Source organism: Micromonospora sp. CNZ297, from assembly GCF_007827625.1.
The window spans coordinates 40,798-56,019 of record NZ_VISU01000001.1; the positions used below are offsets into that span (position 1 = coordinate 40,798).

The window sequence follows — 15,222 nt, forward strand, 5'->3', positions numbered from 1 at the left end:
GCCTGGTCGGCGATGGTTCCGCCGACCCCAGCTTCCGAACGGACGCCGCATGCCCCAGCACACCCCGCACCGCTCCCGCCTGCTGTCCCGCCGCTCCTGGCCGGAGGCCCGCTTCCTGGCCGACGTGCTGCGCACCGAGACCGTCGGCGGCGGCCTGCTGCTACTCGGCGCGGTGCTCGCCCTGATCTGGGCCAACTCGCCGTGGCGCGCCACGTACGCCGGACTGAGCCACTGGGTGCCCTGGCCCGGCGGCGCCGGCCTGCACCTCGACCTCGACCTGCGCACCTGGGCCGCCGACGGGCTGCTGGCGATCTTCTTCTTCGTGGTCGGCCTGGAACTCAAGCGCGAGTTCGTCGCCGGTGACCTGCGCGACCCCCGCCGGGCCGCGTTGCCGGTGGTCGCCGCGCTCGGCGGCATGATCGCGCCCGCGCTGGTCTACCTGGCGGTGACGCTCAGCGCCGGCGGCGACGGCCTGCGCGGATGGGCCATCCCCACCGCCACCGACATCGCCTTCGCGCTCGCCGTGCTCGCCGTCATCAGCTCCCACCTGCCGCAGGGGCTGCGCGCCTTCCTGCTGACCCTCGCCGTGGTCGACGACCTCTTCGCGATCACCATCATCGCGGTCTTCTACACCGACGGGTTCCACCCGCTGCCGCTGCTCGCCGCGCTGCTGCCGATCGCCGCGTTCGGGCTGCTCGTGCAGCGGCGGCGGACCTGGTGGTGGGCGCTGATCCCGCTCGCGGTGACCGCCTGGGCGCTGGTGCACGCCTCCGGTGTGCACGCCACGGTGGCGGGCGTGCTGCTCGGCTTCACCGTGCCGGTGCTGCGCGGACGCGACGGCGCACCCGGTCTCGCCGAGCGGCTGGAGCACCGCTGGCGGCCGGTCTCCGCGGGCCTGGCCGTACCGGTCTTCGCCTTCTTCGCCGCCGGGGTGACGCTGGTCGGGGTGGACCTGGGCGGCGTGCTCACCAGCCCCGTGGTGCTCGCGGTGGCCGCCGGGCTGGTGCTCGGCAAGGTGATCGGCGTGTTCGGCTCGACGTACCTGCTCGCCCGGTTCACCAGGGCCGAACTGGACGAGGAGATCACCTGGGCCGACCTGGCCGGGCTGGCGCTGCTGGCCGGAATCGGGTTCACCGTGTCGCTGCTCATCGGCGAGCTGGCGTTCGGCGCCGGCAGCCCGGAGGAGGACGGCGTCAAGGTGGCGGTACTGCTCGGCTCGCTCACCTCCGCGCTGCTGGCCTCGGTGGTGCTGGTCCGCCGCAACCGGGTCTACCGGCGGATCAGCGAACGGGAGAGCCGGGACGCCGACGGCGACGGCGTCCCGGACGTCTACCAGGAGGGCCCGGCCTGAACCGGCGCGGCGGGCGTGACCAGCCGGTCACGCCCGCCGCACGGGTCGGCGCGGTACGCCTCAGCGCCGGCGCTCGGCCGGGCGCGGCTCGCGCTTGCGCTCCGGTTCCTCGAGCGCCTCGGCGGCCGGGGCGGTGAGGTCGTCACCGGGCACGGCCACCTGCTCGGCGCGGTCCTGCTCGTCCTCGCGCCCGCCCGGCGGCGGCTCCGGCGCGGTGGCGCCCCCGGCGAAGCCGTACTCGTTGGGCTCGTCGTGCCTGCTCATGGGCGGAACCTCCCGGTCGTGCCGATTCGTCCTCCGCCGGGCGGTCACCGCCACGGCGCTCACCCGGGCTACTTACCCACCGAGGCGCTCTCCGATCATCGGGCGCCGCCGCACCACTCACGTCGGTTCCGCTCAGGTCAGCTCGGAGACCGCCTCGAAGATCAGCCAGAGGCCGCAGATGGCGAACAGCACCGCCGCGCCGTAGCGGATGGTCCGCTCCGGCAGGTGCCGGCCGAGCATCCGGCCCACCAGGATCGCCAGCGCGTCCGCTGCGACCATGCCGAGCGTCGACCCGAGCCAGGTGCCGAACCAGCCGTACTTGGTGGCCAGCGTGATGGTGGCGAGCATGGTCTTGTCGCCCAGCTCGGCCAGGAAGAACGCCACACCGACGGCGATGACGGCGGACCGGCCGCCGCGCTCGGCCTTGCGCTTCTCCTCCTCGGTCAGCCTGTCGCCGCGCAGCGTCCAGGCGCCGAAGCCGAGGAACGCCAGACCGGCGATGAGCGAGATCCAGTCGGTGGGCAGTGCGGCGTTCAGGCCGTACCCGATGGCCACCGAGGCCAGGTGGACGACGGCGGTGGCGATCGTGATGCCGATGAGCACCGGCACCGGCTTGAACCGCGTGGCGAACGTCAGTGCCATGAGCTGGGACTTGTCGCCCAGCTCGGCGACGAAGATGACGCCGAAGCTGACCACCAGCGCGACGAGGAAACCCTCCATGTGAACCTTCCCGATCAAGCCGGGAGGAGGAACGGGGGCGCCCTCGACCCGGCTGCGACAGCCTGAGTCGAAGGTCTCGCCCGCCCCGGAGACCGGGGCCGCGTGGCCGGATGCGGAACGCACCAGTGTGTCGACCACGACATTGGGGGCTACTCCCCTTCGCGCCGCCAGCCTAGCCGATCACCGGCCGCCCCGGTCACCGGGTGTGGGCGGGGCCACGGCGGCCCTCAGTCGGCCCGGGCCAGGCTCACCCCGAACAGCCCGTCCGGGTCGGTCCAGAACGCCCGCCGGTCGAACCCGGCGGCGGTCAGCTCGGCTGCGATCCCCTCCGGCCGGAACTTGGCCGACACCTCGGTCCGCAGCTCCTCGCCGGCGGCGAACACCACGTCGGTGTCCAGGACCCGCACCCGGGCCGGGTGCTCGGCGCGCAACCGCATCTCGATCCACTCCCGGTCGGGATCCCAGACCGCCACGTGCCGGAACGCGTCGACGTCGAAGTCCGCGCCCAGCTCACGGTTGATCACCCGGAGCACGTTGCGGTTGAACTCGGCGGTCACGCCCGCCGCGTCGTCGTACGCGGGCACGATCACGCCCGGGTCCTTGACCAGGTCGGTGCCGACCAGCAGCCAGTCGCCGGTCTCCAGCGCCGCGCGCATCGCGGTGAGGAACTCGGCCCGCTCCACCGGCAGCAGGTTGCCGATCGTGCCGCCGAGGAACGCCACCAGACGACGGCCGCCGGTGGGCAGCCGGTCCAGGTGACGGGTGAAGTCACCGACGATCCCCCGCACCCGCAGCCCCGGGTACGCGGCGGCGATCTGCTCGGTGGACGACCGCAACGCGCTCACCGAGACGTCCAGCGGCACGAACGTGCCCAGGTCGCCGTGGCGGGTGAACGCGTCGAGCAGCAGCCGGGTCTTCTCCGACGAGCCCGAACCCAGCTCGATCAGCGTCTTCGCCCCGGTCATGGTGGCGACGTCGTCGGCGTGCGCGGCCAGCACCGCCCGCTCGGCCCGCGTCGGGTAGTACTCCGGCAGGCGGGTGATCTCCTCGAACAGCTCGCTGCCCCGGGCGTCGTAGAACCACTTCGGCGGCAGCCACTTCGGCGTCGCGGCCAGCCCGACCCGCACGTCCTCCCGCAACCCACGGTCGAGGTCCTGCTGCTCCAGGTGGATCTCCAGCGGCTCCGCGCTCATCGAGTGTCCTCTCTTGCGGTGGGTACGGATCGTCGGACGGCGGTCGTCTCCCGCACGTCGAGCCCGCCCGTGGTCGCCACCACGAGCCGGCCGTCCGGCACGGCCCGCCAGGCCGGGTCGTCGTCGAACGGTTCGGACGCCAGCAGCACCGAGTCCGGGCCGCGGCGCACCGACAGCGCGTGCCCGGCCGTGCTCGCCACCACAGTCGTACCGTCGGTGAGCAGCAGGTTCAGCCGCGAGCCGGGAGCGGCGGCGGCGACCGCCGCGACGGTGTCCGCCACCGCCTCGTCGGGTGGCGCGCCGGCCCGCAGCCGGTGCCGGACCAGCGCCCACAGCAGCGCCGAGTCGGTCGGCACGTCGAGTGTGATCAGGTCGCGCACGGGCAGGCCGGCGGCGAGCGGGACCAGGCTGTCCGGCCAGCCCTTCACCACGCCGTTGTGGCTGAACAGCCACCGCCCCTCGGCGAAGGGCGCCGCGGCGGTCTCGTGCAGCGGCATGCCGACGGTGGCGGATCGGACCGCGGCCAGCACCGCCCGCACCCGCGTCACGGCGGCCAGCTCCGGCAGCGTGGTGTCGCTCCACATCGGCTGGGCCCGCCGGTAGCGGACCGGGTCGCCGTCGTCGGGATACCAGGCGACGCCGAAACCGTCGGCGTTTATCGTGCCGCCGCCACGCATGTCACGCGGTGCCCACGACTGGCGCAGCAGCCCGTACGGCGGGTCGGACAGCAGGCTGCGCAGGAGCACGGGTGGACCGAGGTACGCGAGGTGACGGCACATCGGGCCGGCTCACTCCTCGGGTCCGGCGTCACGGGCGCAGCGGAAACCGCTGAAGATCTGCCGCCGGATCGGGTAGTCCCAGTTGCGGAACGTGCCCCGGCAGGCGGACCGGTCGGTGCCGAACGAGCCGCCGCGCAGCACCCGGTGGTCGTCGCCGAAGAAGACCTCCGAGTACTCCCGGTACGGGAACGCGGTGAAGCCCGGGTGGCCCCGGAACGGCGAGGAGGTCCACTCCCACACGTCGCCGACGAGCTGGTGCACGCCCAGCGGCGAGGCGCCCGCCGGGTACGCGCCCACCGGCGCCGGCCACAGGTGCCGCTGGCCCAGGTTGGCGTGCTCGGTGGTCGGGTCCTCGTCGCCCCACGGGTAGCGGCGGGACCGGCCGGTCGCCGGATCCCAGCGGGCCGCCTTCTCCCACTCCGCCTCCGTGGGCAGCCGCTTGCCGGCCCACGCCGCGTACGCCTGCGCCTCGTACCAGCAGACGTGCACCACCGGCTCGTCGTCGCGTACCGGCGACCAGCGGCCGAACCGGCGGTACGCCCAGCCGTCCCCGTCGCGCCGCCAGTGCATCGGCGCGCTCAGGTCCGCCTCGATCCGGTGCCGCCAGCCGGCCTCGCTCCACCAGCGCGGCTCGTCGTACCCGCCGTCGGCGATGAACGCCCGGTACTGCCCGTTTGTCACCGGCGCGGCGTCGATGACGTACGCGGGCAGGTCGACGGTGTGCGCCGGGCGCTCGTTGTCCAGCGCCCACGGGTCGGTGGAGGTGCCCATGGTGAACGGCCCGGCCGGCACCCGCACCTCCCCGCCGACCCGGGCCCGGGGCTCCGGCGGGGGCGGCGCGTCCAGCACCGGGGCGCCGGCGCGCAGCTGGTGGGTGGCGAGCATGGTCTCGTCGTGCTGCTGCTCGTGCTGCACGATCATGCCGAACGCGAACCCGTCGGCGACGAGGGGACGCTCGGTGAAGCGGATGCCGTCGAGCAGGTCGAACACCTTGTCCCGTACCGTACGAACGTACGCGCGGGCCTCGGCCGGGGGCAGCAGCGGCAGCGCCGGCCGGTCCTTGCGGGGCTGCTTGAACGCGTCGTAGAGGTCGTCGATGTCGTGGCGCACCGGGTCGCGGCCGCCGACGTCGCGGACCAGCCACAGCTCCTCCTGGTTGCCGACGTGCGCCAGGTCCCAGACCAGCGGCGACATCAGCGTGGAGTGCTGCCGGACCAGGTCGTCGTCGTCCACCGCGTCGGTCAGCAGCGCGGTACGGGCCCGGGTCCGCTCCAGTTCCGCGGCGATCCGGTCGCGTAGTCGCTCGGTGGTGGTCACCGGTGTCCCCTCTCCGCGGCGGCGCGGTGCCGCCGGATCGCTCGCTGGGTCTCGTCGTGGATGCCGGCCGGCAGGTCGAGCCGGGGCAGGGCCGTCAGGGCCAGGTCGAACAGCGCCGCCGCGGCGGTGGCCAGCGGACGCTCGGCCAGCCCGCACCGGGCCGCCGCGCGCCACCGGTCGGCGACCGGGCCGGCCGCCGCCAGCGCGTCCCGGGTGGTGGCCGGGTCGGCGAAGAGCGCCGCCAGCACCGCCAGCGGCACGGTCCACTCCGGGCCGGGCTGGGTGTCCAGGTAGCGCAGCTCCAGGTAGCCGCGCGGGCGTACCGGCGGGAACAGCGTGCTGAGGTGGTATTCCAGGTCGTCGGTGGTCGGTGGGCGGGGCAGCGCCCCGGCCAGCCAGTCGGCGAACGTGACACCGGGCGGCGCGGTCCAGTCCGGGCCGTCGCCGCGTACGCACAGCAGCGGCGCGGCCAGCGCGTACCCGGTCCAGGCCGCCACCGGGTCCTCGTCGGCACGCTCGGGCGACCAGACCGGACGGGTCCGGGCCGGATCGATGGCCAGCCAGGTGGCCATCCGGGCGGAGGCCCAGCCGGTGCGGCGGCCGGCGTGCCGGTCGGCGGTGGCGAAGGCGGCGAGCAGCGGCGGGCCGACGGCGTGCGCGGCGGCCCACCGCTGCGCCACGTGCTCCGGTTCGCCCGCGTCCAGGCAGACCTGGAGGCCGGCGGTGCTGTACATCATCGCCCGTCCCGCCGGGCCGCGCCGGTCGAAGGCGCACCGCATGGCCTGGTAGCGCGGGGTCTCCACGACAGGCCGGGGAAGGCGCCAGGGGTCGATGCCGCTGCGGCCGAGCACCAGGCCGGCGGCGTCCAGCCGGGCCCGCAGCTCGGCGACGTCGGCCTCGGTGGCCAGGATGAGCGCGGCGACCGACGATCGCGGTGTCGCGGAGATCTCCACCTGCCCGCCGGGCTCCACGGTCACGGCGCCGCCGCGCCGGAGCTCGTCGGCCGGGCTGGTGGGGTCGAGGGTCACGGGGCTGTGCCGCCCCAGCGCCTCGCGTAGTCGCTCGCGGTCGACCGGCCGGGCCGGGTCCGCGGCGTCGTGCACGGTCCATTCCAGTTCGACGCCGACGAGTGCGGGTGGCCCGGTCTTGAAGCAGATCCGGGCGAGGTGGCCCCGGGCCGCCTCCTCGTCCCCCAGGACGACTGCCCGGTCCAGATCCGGCGACATCACCATGGGACGGCTCCTCCTCGGCGATGGGCGACGACGTCGTGGCGACGCGCCCGGCCGGGACGGCACGGGACGCCGCCCCACCATCCTCTGTCTAGCAGACGAGATCCGCTTGCCCGGGGAGATGAAATTTTGTCCGGAATCTGATTGCGCCGCGGCGGCTCAGCCGTCCGCTGCCGGGCCCGGGGGCGCCGGCTCCGGCGCGTCGGCCGGGTCGTCCGCCGGCACGCCCAGCAGGTTCCGGCAGTAGCTCTCCACCTGCTCGGGGCCGCCGGCGGCAGCCACCAGTTCGGCGTAGCCCGGCTTGGTGAGCGCCTTCTCCCGCTGCCGCTCCGACTTGGCCAGGTAGGCACGGCAGTGGCCGGCCGTCTGCGGCCCGCCGGGCGGGGGTGCGGATTTCCCGGCCGCGGCGCTCGGCGTTCCGGACGGCGCCGGCGTCGGCGACGGAGCCGGTGGCGACGCCGCACCGGACGCGTCACCGGCTGGGGTGCTCGGCGCCGGCCGCGACGGCCCGGTGACGGCCGGGCCGGTGCCGGTCGGGCCGGTGCCGCTCGGTCCGGCGCTGCTGGGCCCGGCCGTCGTCGCGGGCGGGGCCACCGGCTCCGGCTCGCGGTCCAGGCGCACCGCGGCGAACGCCACCCCGGCGACAGCGGTGGCGGCGAGCCCGGACAACGCGGCGGCGATGCGCAGGCGCCGCCGCGCGCGCGGTGCGGCCACCGGTGCGGGCACCGATCCGGCCGCCGGCTGCGTTCCCCGCGCCGCGCGGGCCGCCCGGAAGGCGGCGAGCGCCCGCTCCTCCCCGGCTACCTCGCCGGGGGCCGCCGGTCCGGCGGCGGCGGACAGCAGCCGGGTCAGCGGGTCGGCGTCGGCCTCCGGCGACGTGCCGGCGCGCGCGGCGTCGAGCACGCGGTCGGACTCCGCCCGGTCGGCGGGCCCGCCGGACCGGCGAGCGTGCATGCCGTCGTCTCCCCTCACGTCAGCCCTCCGCCGGCTCGGCCTCGGGCGCGTGCGGCACCTGGCGGTCGGTACGGGGACGCGACGCGACGGCGTCCCGGGTGTCGTCCGGCGCGGCCTGCGCCGCCGAGCGCTCCAGCATCGCGGCCAGCCGGCGCAGGCCCCGGTGCGCGGCGGTACGGACCGCGCCGGCCCGCCGGCCCAGCACCCGCCCGGCGGTCTCCGCGTCCAGGCCGATGACGGCCCGCAGCATCACCGCCTCGGCCTCGGCCGGTGGCAGCGTACGGATCAGCGCCAGCGCGCTCTCGGTGGCGATGGCCTCACCGGCCCGGTCGGCGGTGTCGACGTCGGCGGCCAGGTCGTTGAGCGCCTGCACGGGCACCGGCACGGAGGGACGCCGCCGCTGCCGGCGCAGGTGGTCCATGGCCCGGTTGCGGGCGATCGTGACCACCCAGGCGCGGAACTCGCCACCGGTGAACGACGGCAGGTCGCGCGAGATCTGGAGCCACGCCTCCGAGGCCACGTCCTCGGCGTCCGCGCCGACGAGCGCGGTCAGGTAACGCAGCAGCGCGGGCTGCAGGCTGCGGTAGAGGAACCGGAACGCCTCCTCGTCGCCCGCCTGCGCCCCGGCGACCGCCTCGTTCAGTTCGGCCGTCACGCGCGCCGCCCCACCCGGATGACGGCCCGGAGCCGGGCGTCAACGGGTGCCAGTGACCACACCGCCATCCGCACTCGGCCCCCCGGTGAGCTGATCGGGCACCCGCACGAGGGTGCGGTGCGCCGTGGAAACTGCCGCGCGCAGCACGGGCGTCGGCGGGACATACCGTACCGGCGTCCGGGGGCGGCCGGGAGTCGGGCCGACGCCGGGGCGGGCGGGATGCGTCGGCAAGCCTCCGCACGGCGGAGAAACAGAGAGAAATGTCTACCTGCGCCACCGGCGTGTCGGGGTAACACCGACGGCGGGCGTGACGCTCCCCGGATCGGACCCCCGCCGGTACGGCGGGCCGGGAGCGCGGGGGCGCGTCGCTTTCTGGCCGATCGTACCGGGTCGATCACGATCAGCCGATCGGCGTCCCGGGTGCCGGACACCCGGCCGAACGGCCGGCCGGACCGGCCGCCGATATCGCGGGAAATACTTCAGGCCTGCTGTGGGTACGGTATGGGGGTGCTGTCCTCAGACGTCGTACTCAGCGGTCGGTACCGCCTTGATGACCGTGTCGCCACCGGCGGCATGGGCGACGTCTGGCGTGCCACAGACCTTGTCCTCGGTCGCCCGGTCGCGGTGAAGGTCCTGCTTCCCGCCCTGGTGTCCGACCCCGACTTCATCGCCCGGTTCCGTTCCGAGGCCCGGATCATGGCCTCCCTGCGCCACCCCGGCGTGGTGCAGGTCTTCGACTGCGGTGAGGACGACCTGCCCAGCGGCGGCCGGGCCGACTACCTGGTGATGGAGTTCGTCGCCGGTGAGCCGCTGTCGCGGCGGATCGAGACCGCCGGGTGCCTCGAGGTCGCCGAGACCATGTCGATCGTGGCCCAAGTGGCGCAGGCCCTGCACGCGGCGCACGGCCGGGGCATCGTCCACCGGGACGTGAAGCCGAGCAACCTGCTCGTGCAGGACGACGGCACCGTGGTCCTGGTCGACTTCGGGGTGGCCCGCTCGACCAACGTCACGAGCATCACCAGCACGAACGCGGTGCCCGGCACCGCCCTCTACATGGCGCCGGAGCAGGCCGCCGGGCGGCCCGTCTCGGGCGCCACCGACGTGTACGCGCTCGGCGCCGTCGCGTACTGCTGCCTCACCGGCAGCCCGCCGTTCACCGGCGACAACCCGCTCCAGGTGGCCGTACGCCATCTCGACGACGAGCCGCCGGAGCTGCCGGCGGAGATCCCGGCGTCGGTGCGGGAGCTGGTGTCGCGGGCGCTGGCCAAGGATCCGGCCGACCGCTACCCGAGCGCGGCGGCGATGGCCGACGCGGCGCGGGCCGCGCGTACCGACTCGCCGACCGCGACGGTGGCGCTGCGCGGTGCGGCGGGCCAGGCGCGGTCGCGGGACGACCAGCCGGCGGTCCGCCCGGGTGCCGCGGTGGCGACGTCGCGGCGGCGGGGCCGGCGCGGCACGCTCGTCGGTGCGCTGGGCGCGGTGCTGGTGGCGATGGGCGCGCTGGGCGCGCTCGTGGCCGCCGCGAACGACACGGCCGAACCGGCCACGAAGATCGACAAGACGGCGCCCGCGGTGGCGCCGAGCGATCCGGCCGCGGAGCCGGTCGCCGACGAGCCGTCGGCGGACGACGAGTACACCTACCGCCCGGTCGGTCCGGGCGGCCGGCCGTCGGCCACACCCTCGGTGACGCCGAGTTCCTCCCCGACCCCGTCGGCGCAGCCGAGCGTGACGGACGAGCCGGCCCCGTCGGCCGAGCCGAGCAGCACGCCGTCCAGCGCGCCCACGACGACGGCACCCACCACGCCGCCCGCGCCGGACCCGACCACCGCCGACCCGGGCACCGGCACCGGCGGCGGTGACACCGGCGGACAGCCGGCCACGCAGCCCTGACCCACGCACCCACGAGCCGGCCCCGCCCACGGCGGAGCCGGCTCGTCCGTGTCCGGGCGGCGGTGCTCAGTCCGCGCCGAGCGCCCGGTCTGCCCGGCGAGGTACCCGGACAGCGCGAAGAACACGACGAGCCCGCAGACGGCCGCGTCGAACGCGACACCCCGCAGCGGAGGACCGAGGATCAGGCGGTTCACGATCCCCCAGCCTAGGCCCGCCCTTGTGCCCTCCCCCGTTCGCTCCAGGTCAGGGGGTCAGGAGGGCCTGCATACGGGTGATCTCGGCGGACTGCTCGACCGCCACCGAGGTGGCGAACTCCTGCATCGGCTGGTCGACGCCGACCTTCAGCAGGTCGGTGGACATGACGATCGCGCCCCGGTGGTGGTCGGACATCATCTGCACGAACAGCCTGTCGAACGCCGCGCCGCGGGCGTCGGCGAGCCGCCGCATCGCCTCGGCGGACTGCATCCCGCGCATGCTGCCGTGGTCGTGCCCGGGCACGTCGGCGGGCAGGTCGCGGGTGCTGAGCCAGGCGCGCAGCAGGCCGACCTCCGGGCCCTGTGCGGCGCGGATCCGCTCGGCCACGGCACGGATCCGCGCGTCGGCGGCGCGCTCGGGCGCGAGCGATGCCATCTCCAGGGCCTGCTCGTGGTGCGGGATCATCATCCGGACGTACCAGACGTCGAGGCTGTTCCACCGCGGCGTGGTGGCGCCCCGGACCTGCTCGGCGGGGCGGGTCGCGGCGGGCTCCCCCGGGCGTCCCGGGACCACCACCGGCGGCGCCGACGCGGCGGCGCTCGCGCTCGGCGCGGCCGCCGCGGCGGTTCCGGCAGCCTCCGGGGTACGGGCGTCCTCGCGCCCGGTCAGCGCGAGCGCCCCGACCACGACGAGGGTCACCAGTGCTGTGACGCCCACCCACACGCGCGCCTGCCGGCTGGTCATACGACGCCTCCTCCGGTCAAGGTGACAGCGATCCTATCCATAGACGAAAGTTCCCCAGTGTGACCCAGGTCACATTGATGGCCGTCTCCAATAGGTAAGGTGTGGCGAATCATGACCCCCTTTCGAAGGGTGTTGCCGATGATCAACATCCGCACGTCTCGTATCCGGATCGTCAGCCTGGCCGCCGCCGGCCTGCTGCTCGCCGGCGTCGTCACCGCGCCGCCGAGCAGCGCCCAGGAGATCCCCCGCGCCCAGGCCGCGCCGGCCACCGTGGACAACGCCGTCCCCGGTGTCGACGAGATCTCCAGCAGCCCCAACCTGCGCCAGGTGGCGAACCTGCCGAAGCAGGCGCCGTTCGACACCACGGCCGCCCTCGGCACCGACATCGCCTTCCAGGGGCGGTACGCGTTCGTCGGCAACTACGACGGGTTCGTCGTCTACGACGTCTCCCGCCCGAGCCGCCCGGCGATCGTGTCCCAGGTGCTCTGCCCCGGCTCACAGAACGACATCTCGGTCCACGGCAACCTGCTGTTCCTGTCGACCGACTCCTCCCGCAGCGACGACTCCTGCGCCAGCACCAGCCAGCCGGCGTCGGTGAAGGAGTCCTGGGAGGGCATCAAGATCTTCGACATCCGGGACAAGCGCAACCCGCGCTACATCAAGTCGGTGGAGACGGCGTGCGGCTCGCACACCCACACGCTGGTGCCCGGCAAGGACAAGCGGAACGTCTACCTGTACGTCTCCTCGTACAGCCCGCGGGCCGAGTTCCCGGACTGCCAGCCGCCGCACGACTCCATCTCCATCGTCAAGGTGCCGGTGAAGAACCCCACCACGGCCTCCGTGGTCGCCACGCCGAACCTCTTCCCGGACGGCGGCTACCCGGGCATCCCGGGCCAGTCGTCGGCCACCACCGGCTGCCACGACATCACCGCGTACCCGTCGAAGGACCTGGCCGCGGGCGCCTGCATGGGTGACGGCGTCCTGCTGGACATCAAGAACCGCGAGGCGCCCCGGGTGATCGAGCGGGTCACCGACGCGGAGAACTTCGCGTTCTGGCACTCGGCCACGTTCAACAACGCCGGCACCAAGGTCGTCTTCACCGACGAGCTGGGCGGCGGTGGCGCGGCCACCTGCAACGAGGTGGTCGGCCCGAACCGCGGCGCGGACGCCATCTACGACATCACCGGCCGCGGTGACGCCCGCAAGCTGGAGTTCCGCAGCTACTACAAGATCCCCCGCGTCAACGCGGACACGGAGAACTGCGTGGCCCACAACGGCTCGCTGATCCCGGTGCCCGGCCGCGACATCATGGTCCAGGCGTGGTACCAGGGCGGCATCTCGGTGTGGGACTTCACCGACTCGCGCAAGCCCAAGGAGATCGCCTACTGGGAGCGCGGGCCGCTGGACGCCTCGCAGCTGCGTACCGGCGGGTCCTGGTCGGCCTACTGGTACAACGGCCACATCTACTCCAGCGACATCCAGAAGGGACTGGACGTGCTGGAGCTGCGTGACCCGCGCACCTGGCTGGCGCAGTTCCTGCTGGTGCCCGAGCTGAACGTGCAGACGCAGGCCGGTTACCTGAGCTGGTGACCCGCTGACCGTGGCCGGGCCCGGCGTTCCCCTCACGGGGGCGCCGGGCCCGGTGCTGTCCCGGGAGGGAAACGGACACATGCCGGTGACGATCGACGACCGGACGGCGGTGCCGAGCGACGCCCGGATCCGGGCTCTGCACGAACGGCTCGCGCCGTCCCGGGAGGCGTTGCACCTCGTCTGGACGCACTGCCGGATCGTGTGCGACATCGCCGGACAACTGCTCGACAGCAGCGGTGCGGACGCGGACGCCGCCCTCGTGCGGGCCGGCAGCCTGCTCCACGACATCGGGGTCTACCGCCTCTACGACGAGGCCGGGCGGCTCGACGAGCGGAACTACGTACGGCACGGCGTGCTGGGCCACGCGCTGGCACGGGAGGCAGGGCTGCCCGAGGTGATCGCCCGGTTCTGCTCCCGTCACACCGGCGTCGGCATCACCCGGGCGGACGTGCGCCGGCAGGGCCTGCCGATCCCGGCCGCCGACTACACGGCCGTCACCGCCGAGGAACACCTCGTGATGTACGCCGACAAGTTCCACAGCAAGACCACGCCACCGGCGTTCGTCTCCGCCGCCTCCTACGCGGTCGCCGTGCGGCGCTTCGGCCCGGACAAGGTCGACCGGTTCGCGGCACTCGTCGAGCGGTTCGGCGAGCCGGACCTGCCCACGCTCGCCGCCAGGTATCGACAGCCGATCGTCTGAGGGGGCGCGGCGCCGCAGCCGTGGTCAGTCGCTCATCGGCAGCCGGTAGTCGCGGGTGCCGCCGCCCGCCGTGACCACCCGCACCTCGCCGCTGCGCAGCCCGTACGTCACCGACCAGCGGGTGTGCGACTGGCGTACCGCGTTCAGCAGCCGCAGCGCACCGGCCGCGTCCACCACCCCGCCGGTACGGTCGAGTTCCTTCGCCAGCACCCCGTACCTGTGGTCCTGGCGCAGTTCCCGGTCCGGCACGCCGACGGCGGGCACGTTCGTCAGCGCCTGCCACGGGCCCTGCCGCCGGTCCACGGTGAGCTTCCCGTCGACGAACTCCACCACAGCGGACGCGCCCGTCGCGTCGGCCAGCAGGTAGTGCAGCGGCGGCCCGCCGTCGAAGTCGAGGTTGTAACGCCGGAACACGGCGACCGCATCGTCCACAGTGGCGGCCGAGTCGAGCACCAGGCGCAGGATGCGCACCGAGCCGACCTTCGGCAGGCCGGGCACCGGCTCGGCGCGGGCCCCGTCGTCGGCGGCCAGCCCGACCGCGAGACCCCGCTCGTTCATGCCGTCGAACGGCAGCAGCGGCGCGTCCAGCAGCCGCCGGTCCCCGGTCGGGTCGGCGGACACGCCCAGGTAGGAGATGTCGACGAGGGAGATCGAGGCGTACCCGTCCGGCGGGTCGGTGCGCAGCACCAGCGCGGGATTGGGCTCCCAGTCGAAGTTGCGGGCGAACAGCGGCCGGTCCCGGTCGGCCAGCGCGGCGAACAGCGAGCAGCCGAACGGGCTCGGCGGCGTGGACCCGGCCAGCCCGGCGGTCGGGTCGTAGTCGCCGTCGTACGTCATCTCGTACATCGGCAGGTCGTCGATCTTGCGGAGGCTGGCCAGGGTCCGCTCGACCTGCGCCGGGTCCTGCCGGGACGCGGTCGGTGAGCCGGCCGCGGCCGGTGGGCCGGACCGGCGGCTCTCCCCGCAGGCCGTGGCGAGCAGGAGCAGCGCGAGCCCGCCGGCGATGAGGGTCCTCCGCATGACTGCGACGCTAGAAGAGGCGTCCGCCGATGTCCATCCGGGACTCGGTCAACTCCGCACGATCGCGAACATCCAGCAGCCGTACACCACGTTGCGGCTGTGCAGCTGGTCCACCGCCGGGTCGGCGAACAGCTCCGCGATCACCGCCTCCGGGTCGCCGCCGTCGTGTCGCCGTCCGCCCACGATGCGGCCCCGGCTGTCGTACGCGCGCAGCACCTGCTCCCGTCCGCGCCACTGCGACGGGTACGCCGTCACGTCGTCCGGGCCGGCGCAGCCGGCGGCGTGTGCGAACACCGGCCCCACCTCCCGGTACGGGCCCGGCGGCAGCGGCGGGGCGTACCCGAACAACAGCAGCTCCTCGTCCGGCCGGGCGTCGCGCAGGCAGCAGCGCAGCGGCTCGCCGCCGGTGGCGCGCCGGTGCTCGGGCGGCTGCCCGGTGGCGTCGCGGCCGGTGCGACGCAGCTCGGCGAGCGTCCCGGCGGGCAGTGGGCGGATCAGAAACGCGGTACGGGTGGTCGTCACGGTCCCAGCCTGGCGCGGCCCGGACCGCGGCGCTGGCGGTGATCGGACCTGGCGTTCGGGTACCGCGAAAATGCGCACCGAGCGGGCACCCGCGGGCCG

General features: G+C 74.5%; 15 protein-coding genes. 4 read left to right on the forward strand and 11 right to left on the reverse strand.

Annotated elements, in window-relative coordinates:
- Window positions 1-49: 49 nt before the first annotated feature.
- Window positions 50-1,351 carry a Na+/H+ antiporter NhaA gene (gene nhaA / locus FB454_RS00200; RefSeq protein WP_013286557.1) on the forward strand — a complete coding sequence of 434 codons (1,302 nt, stop codon included), beginning with the start codon at window positions 50-52 and terminating at the stop codon, window positions 1,349-1,351.
- Window positions 1,352-1,411: 60 nt separating this feature from the next.
- Here nhaA and FB454_RS00205 read toward each other — a convergent pair whose 3' ends face one another.
- The 8 genes from FB454_RS00205 to FB454_RS00240 form a co-directional block, all read right to left on the reverse strand.
- The gene (locus tag FB454_RS00205; RefSeq protein ID WP_013286558.1) at window positions 1,412-1,615 is read right to left on the reverse strand and encodes a hypothetical protein; all 204 of its coding nucleotides are present in this window, start codon (window positions 1,613-1,615) and stop codon (window positions 1,412-1,414) included.
- 132 nt (window positions 1,616-1,747) lie between these two features.
- A complete protein-coding gene (locus tag FB454_RS00210; RefSeq protein ID WP_013286559.1) occupies window positions 1,748-2,335 on the reverse strand; it encodes a TMEM165/GDT1 family protein in 588 nt (195 codons plus the stop codon).
- A gap of 227 nt (window positions 2,336-2,562) precedes the next feature.
- Complete coding sequence (gene egtD, locus FB454_RS00215; RefSeq protein WP_013286560.1) at window positions 2,563-3,528, reverse strand: L-histidine N(alpha)-methyltransferase; 966 nt, start codon at window positions 3,526-3,528, stop codon at window positions 2,563-2,565.
- Window positions 3,525-4,307, reverse strand: coding sequence for an ergothioneine biosynthesis protein EgtC (gene egtC / locus FB454_RS00220; RefSeq protein ID WP_013286561.1), 783 nt, complete (start codon window positions 4,305-4,307; stop codon window positions 3,525-3,527). The genes egtD and egtC overlap by 4 nt, the downstream gene beginning before the upstream one ends.
- A gap of 9 nt (window positions 4,308-4,316) precedes the next feature.
- Window positions 4,317-5,624: an ergothioneine biosynthesis protein EgtB gene (gene egtB / locus FB454_RS00225; protein ID WP_013286562.1), complete on the reverse strand. Its 1,308-nt coding sequence runs from the start codon at window positions 5,622-5,624 to the stop codon at window positions 4,317-4,319.
- Window positions 5,621-6,856: an ergothioneine biosynthesis glutamate--cysteine ligase EgtA gene (gene egtA, locus FB454_RS00230; protein ID WP_013286563.1), complete on the reverse strand. Its 1,236-nt coding sequence runs from the start codon at window positions 6,854-6,856 to the stop codon at window positions 5,621-5,623. Before egtA ends, egtB begins: the two co-directional genes overlap by 4 nt.
- Before the next feature lie 156 nt (window positions 6,857-7,012).
- Window positions 7,013-7,807: a hypothetical protein gene (locus FB454_RS00235; protein ID WP_145755141.1), complete on the reverse strand. Its 795-nt coding sequence runs from the start codon at window positions 7,805-7,807 to the stop codon at window positions 7,013-7,015.
- A gap of 19 nt (window positions 7,808-7,826) precedes the next feature.
- Window positions 7,827-8,462: an RNA polymerase sigma factor gene (locus FB454_RS00240; protein WP_013286565.1), complete on the reverse strand. Its 636-nt coding sequence runs from the start codon at window positions 8,460-8,462 to the stop codon at window positions 7,827-7,829.
- Window positions 8,463-8,963: 501 nt separating this feature from the next.
- Between FB454_RS00240 and FB454_RS00245 the strand changes: the two genes are divergently transcribed.
- Entirely contained in the window at window positions 8,964-10,352 is a 1,389-nt protein-coding gene (locus FB454_RS00245) for a serine/threonine-protein kinase (protein WP_013286566.1), read from the forward strand.
- Between the two features lie 243 nt (window positions 10,353-10,595).
- On the opposite strand, the gene FB454_RS00250 is transcribed toward FB454_RS00245, so the two are convergent.
- A complete protein-coding gene (locus FB454_RS00250) occupies window positions 10,596-11,291 on the reverse strand; it encodes a DUF305 domain-containing protein (RefSeq protein WP_013286567.1) in 696 nt (231 codons plus the stop codon).
- 138 nt (window positions 11,292-11,429) lie between these two features.
- Here FB454_RS00250 and FB454_RS00255 point away from each other — a divergent pair, with 138 nt between their 5' ends.
- Window positions 11,430-12,881, forward strand: coding sequence for an LVIVD repeat-containing protein (locus FB454_RS00255; RefSeq protein ID WP_013286568.1), 1,452 nt, complete (start codon window positions 11,430-11,432; stop codon window positions 12,879-12,881).
- Window positions 12,882-12,960: 79 nt separating this feature from the next.
- Window positions 12,961-13,581: an HD domain-containing protein gene (locus tag FB454_RS00260; protein WP_013286569.1), complete on the forward strand. Its 621-nt coding sequence runs from the start codon at window positions 12,961-12,963 to the stop codon at window positions 13,579-13,581.
- A 24-nt stretch (window positions 13,582-13,605) separates the two neighbouring features.
- Here the strand turns inward: FB454_RS00260 and FB454_RS00265 are convergent, their stop codons facing one another.
- Both FB454_RS00265 and FB454_RS00270 read right to left on the reverse strand, forming a co-directional pair.
- Window positions 13,606-14,601 (reverse strand): carcinine hydrolase/isopenicillin-N N-acyltransferase family protein, encoded by a 996-nt coding sequence (locus FB454_RS00265; protein ID WP_013286570.1) that lies wholly within the window; start codon window positions 14,599-14,601, stop codon window positions 13,606-13,608.
- A gap of 48 nt (window positions 14,602-14,649) precedes the next feature.
- Window positions 14,650-15,123 carry a DUF1203 domain-containing protein gene (locus FB454_RS00270; RefSeq protein ID WP_013286571.1) on the reverse strand — a complete coding sequence of 158 codons (474 nt, stop codon included), beginning with the start codon at window positions 15,121-15,123 and terminating at the stop codon, window positions 14,650-14,652.
- Between the last annotated feature and the right edge of the window lie 99 nt (window positions 15,124-15,222).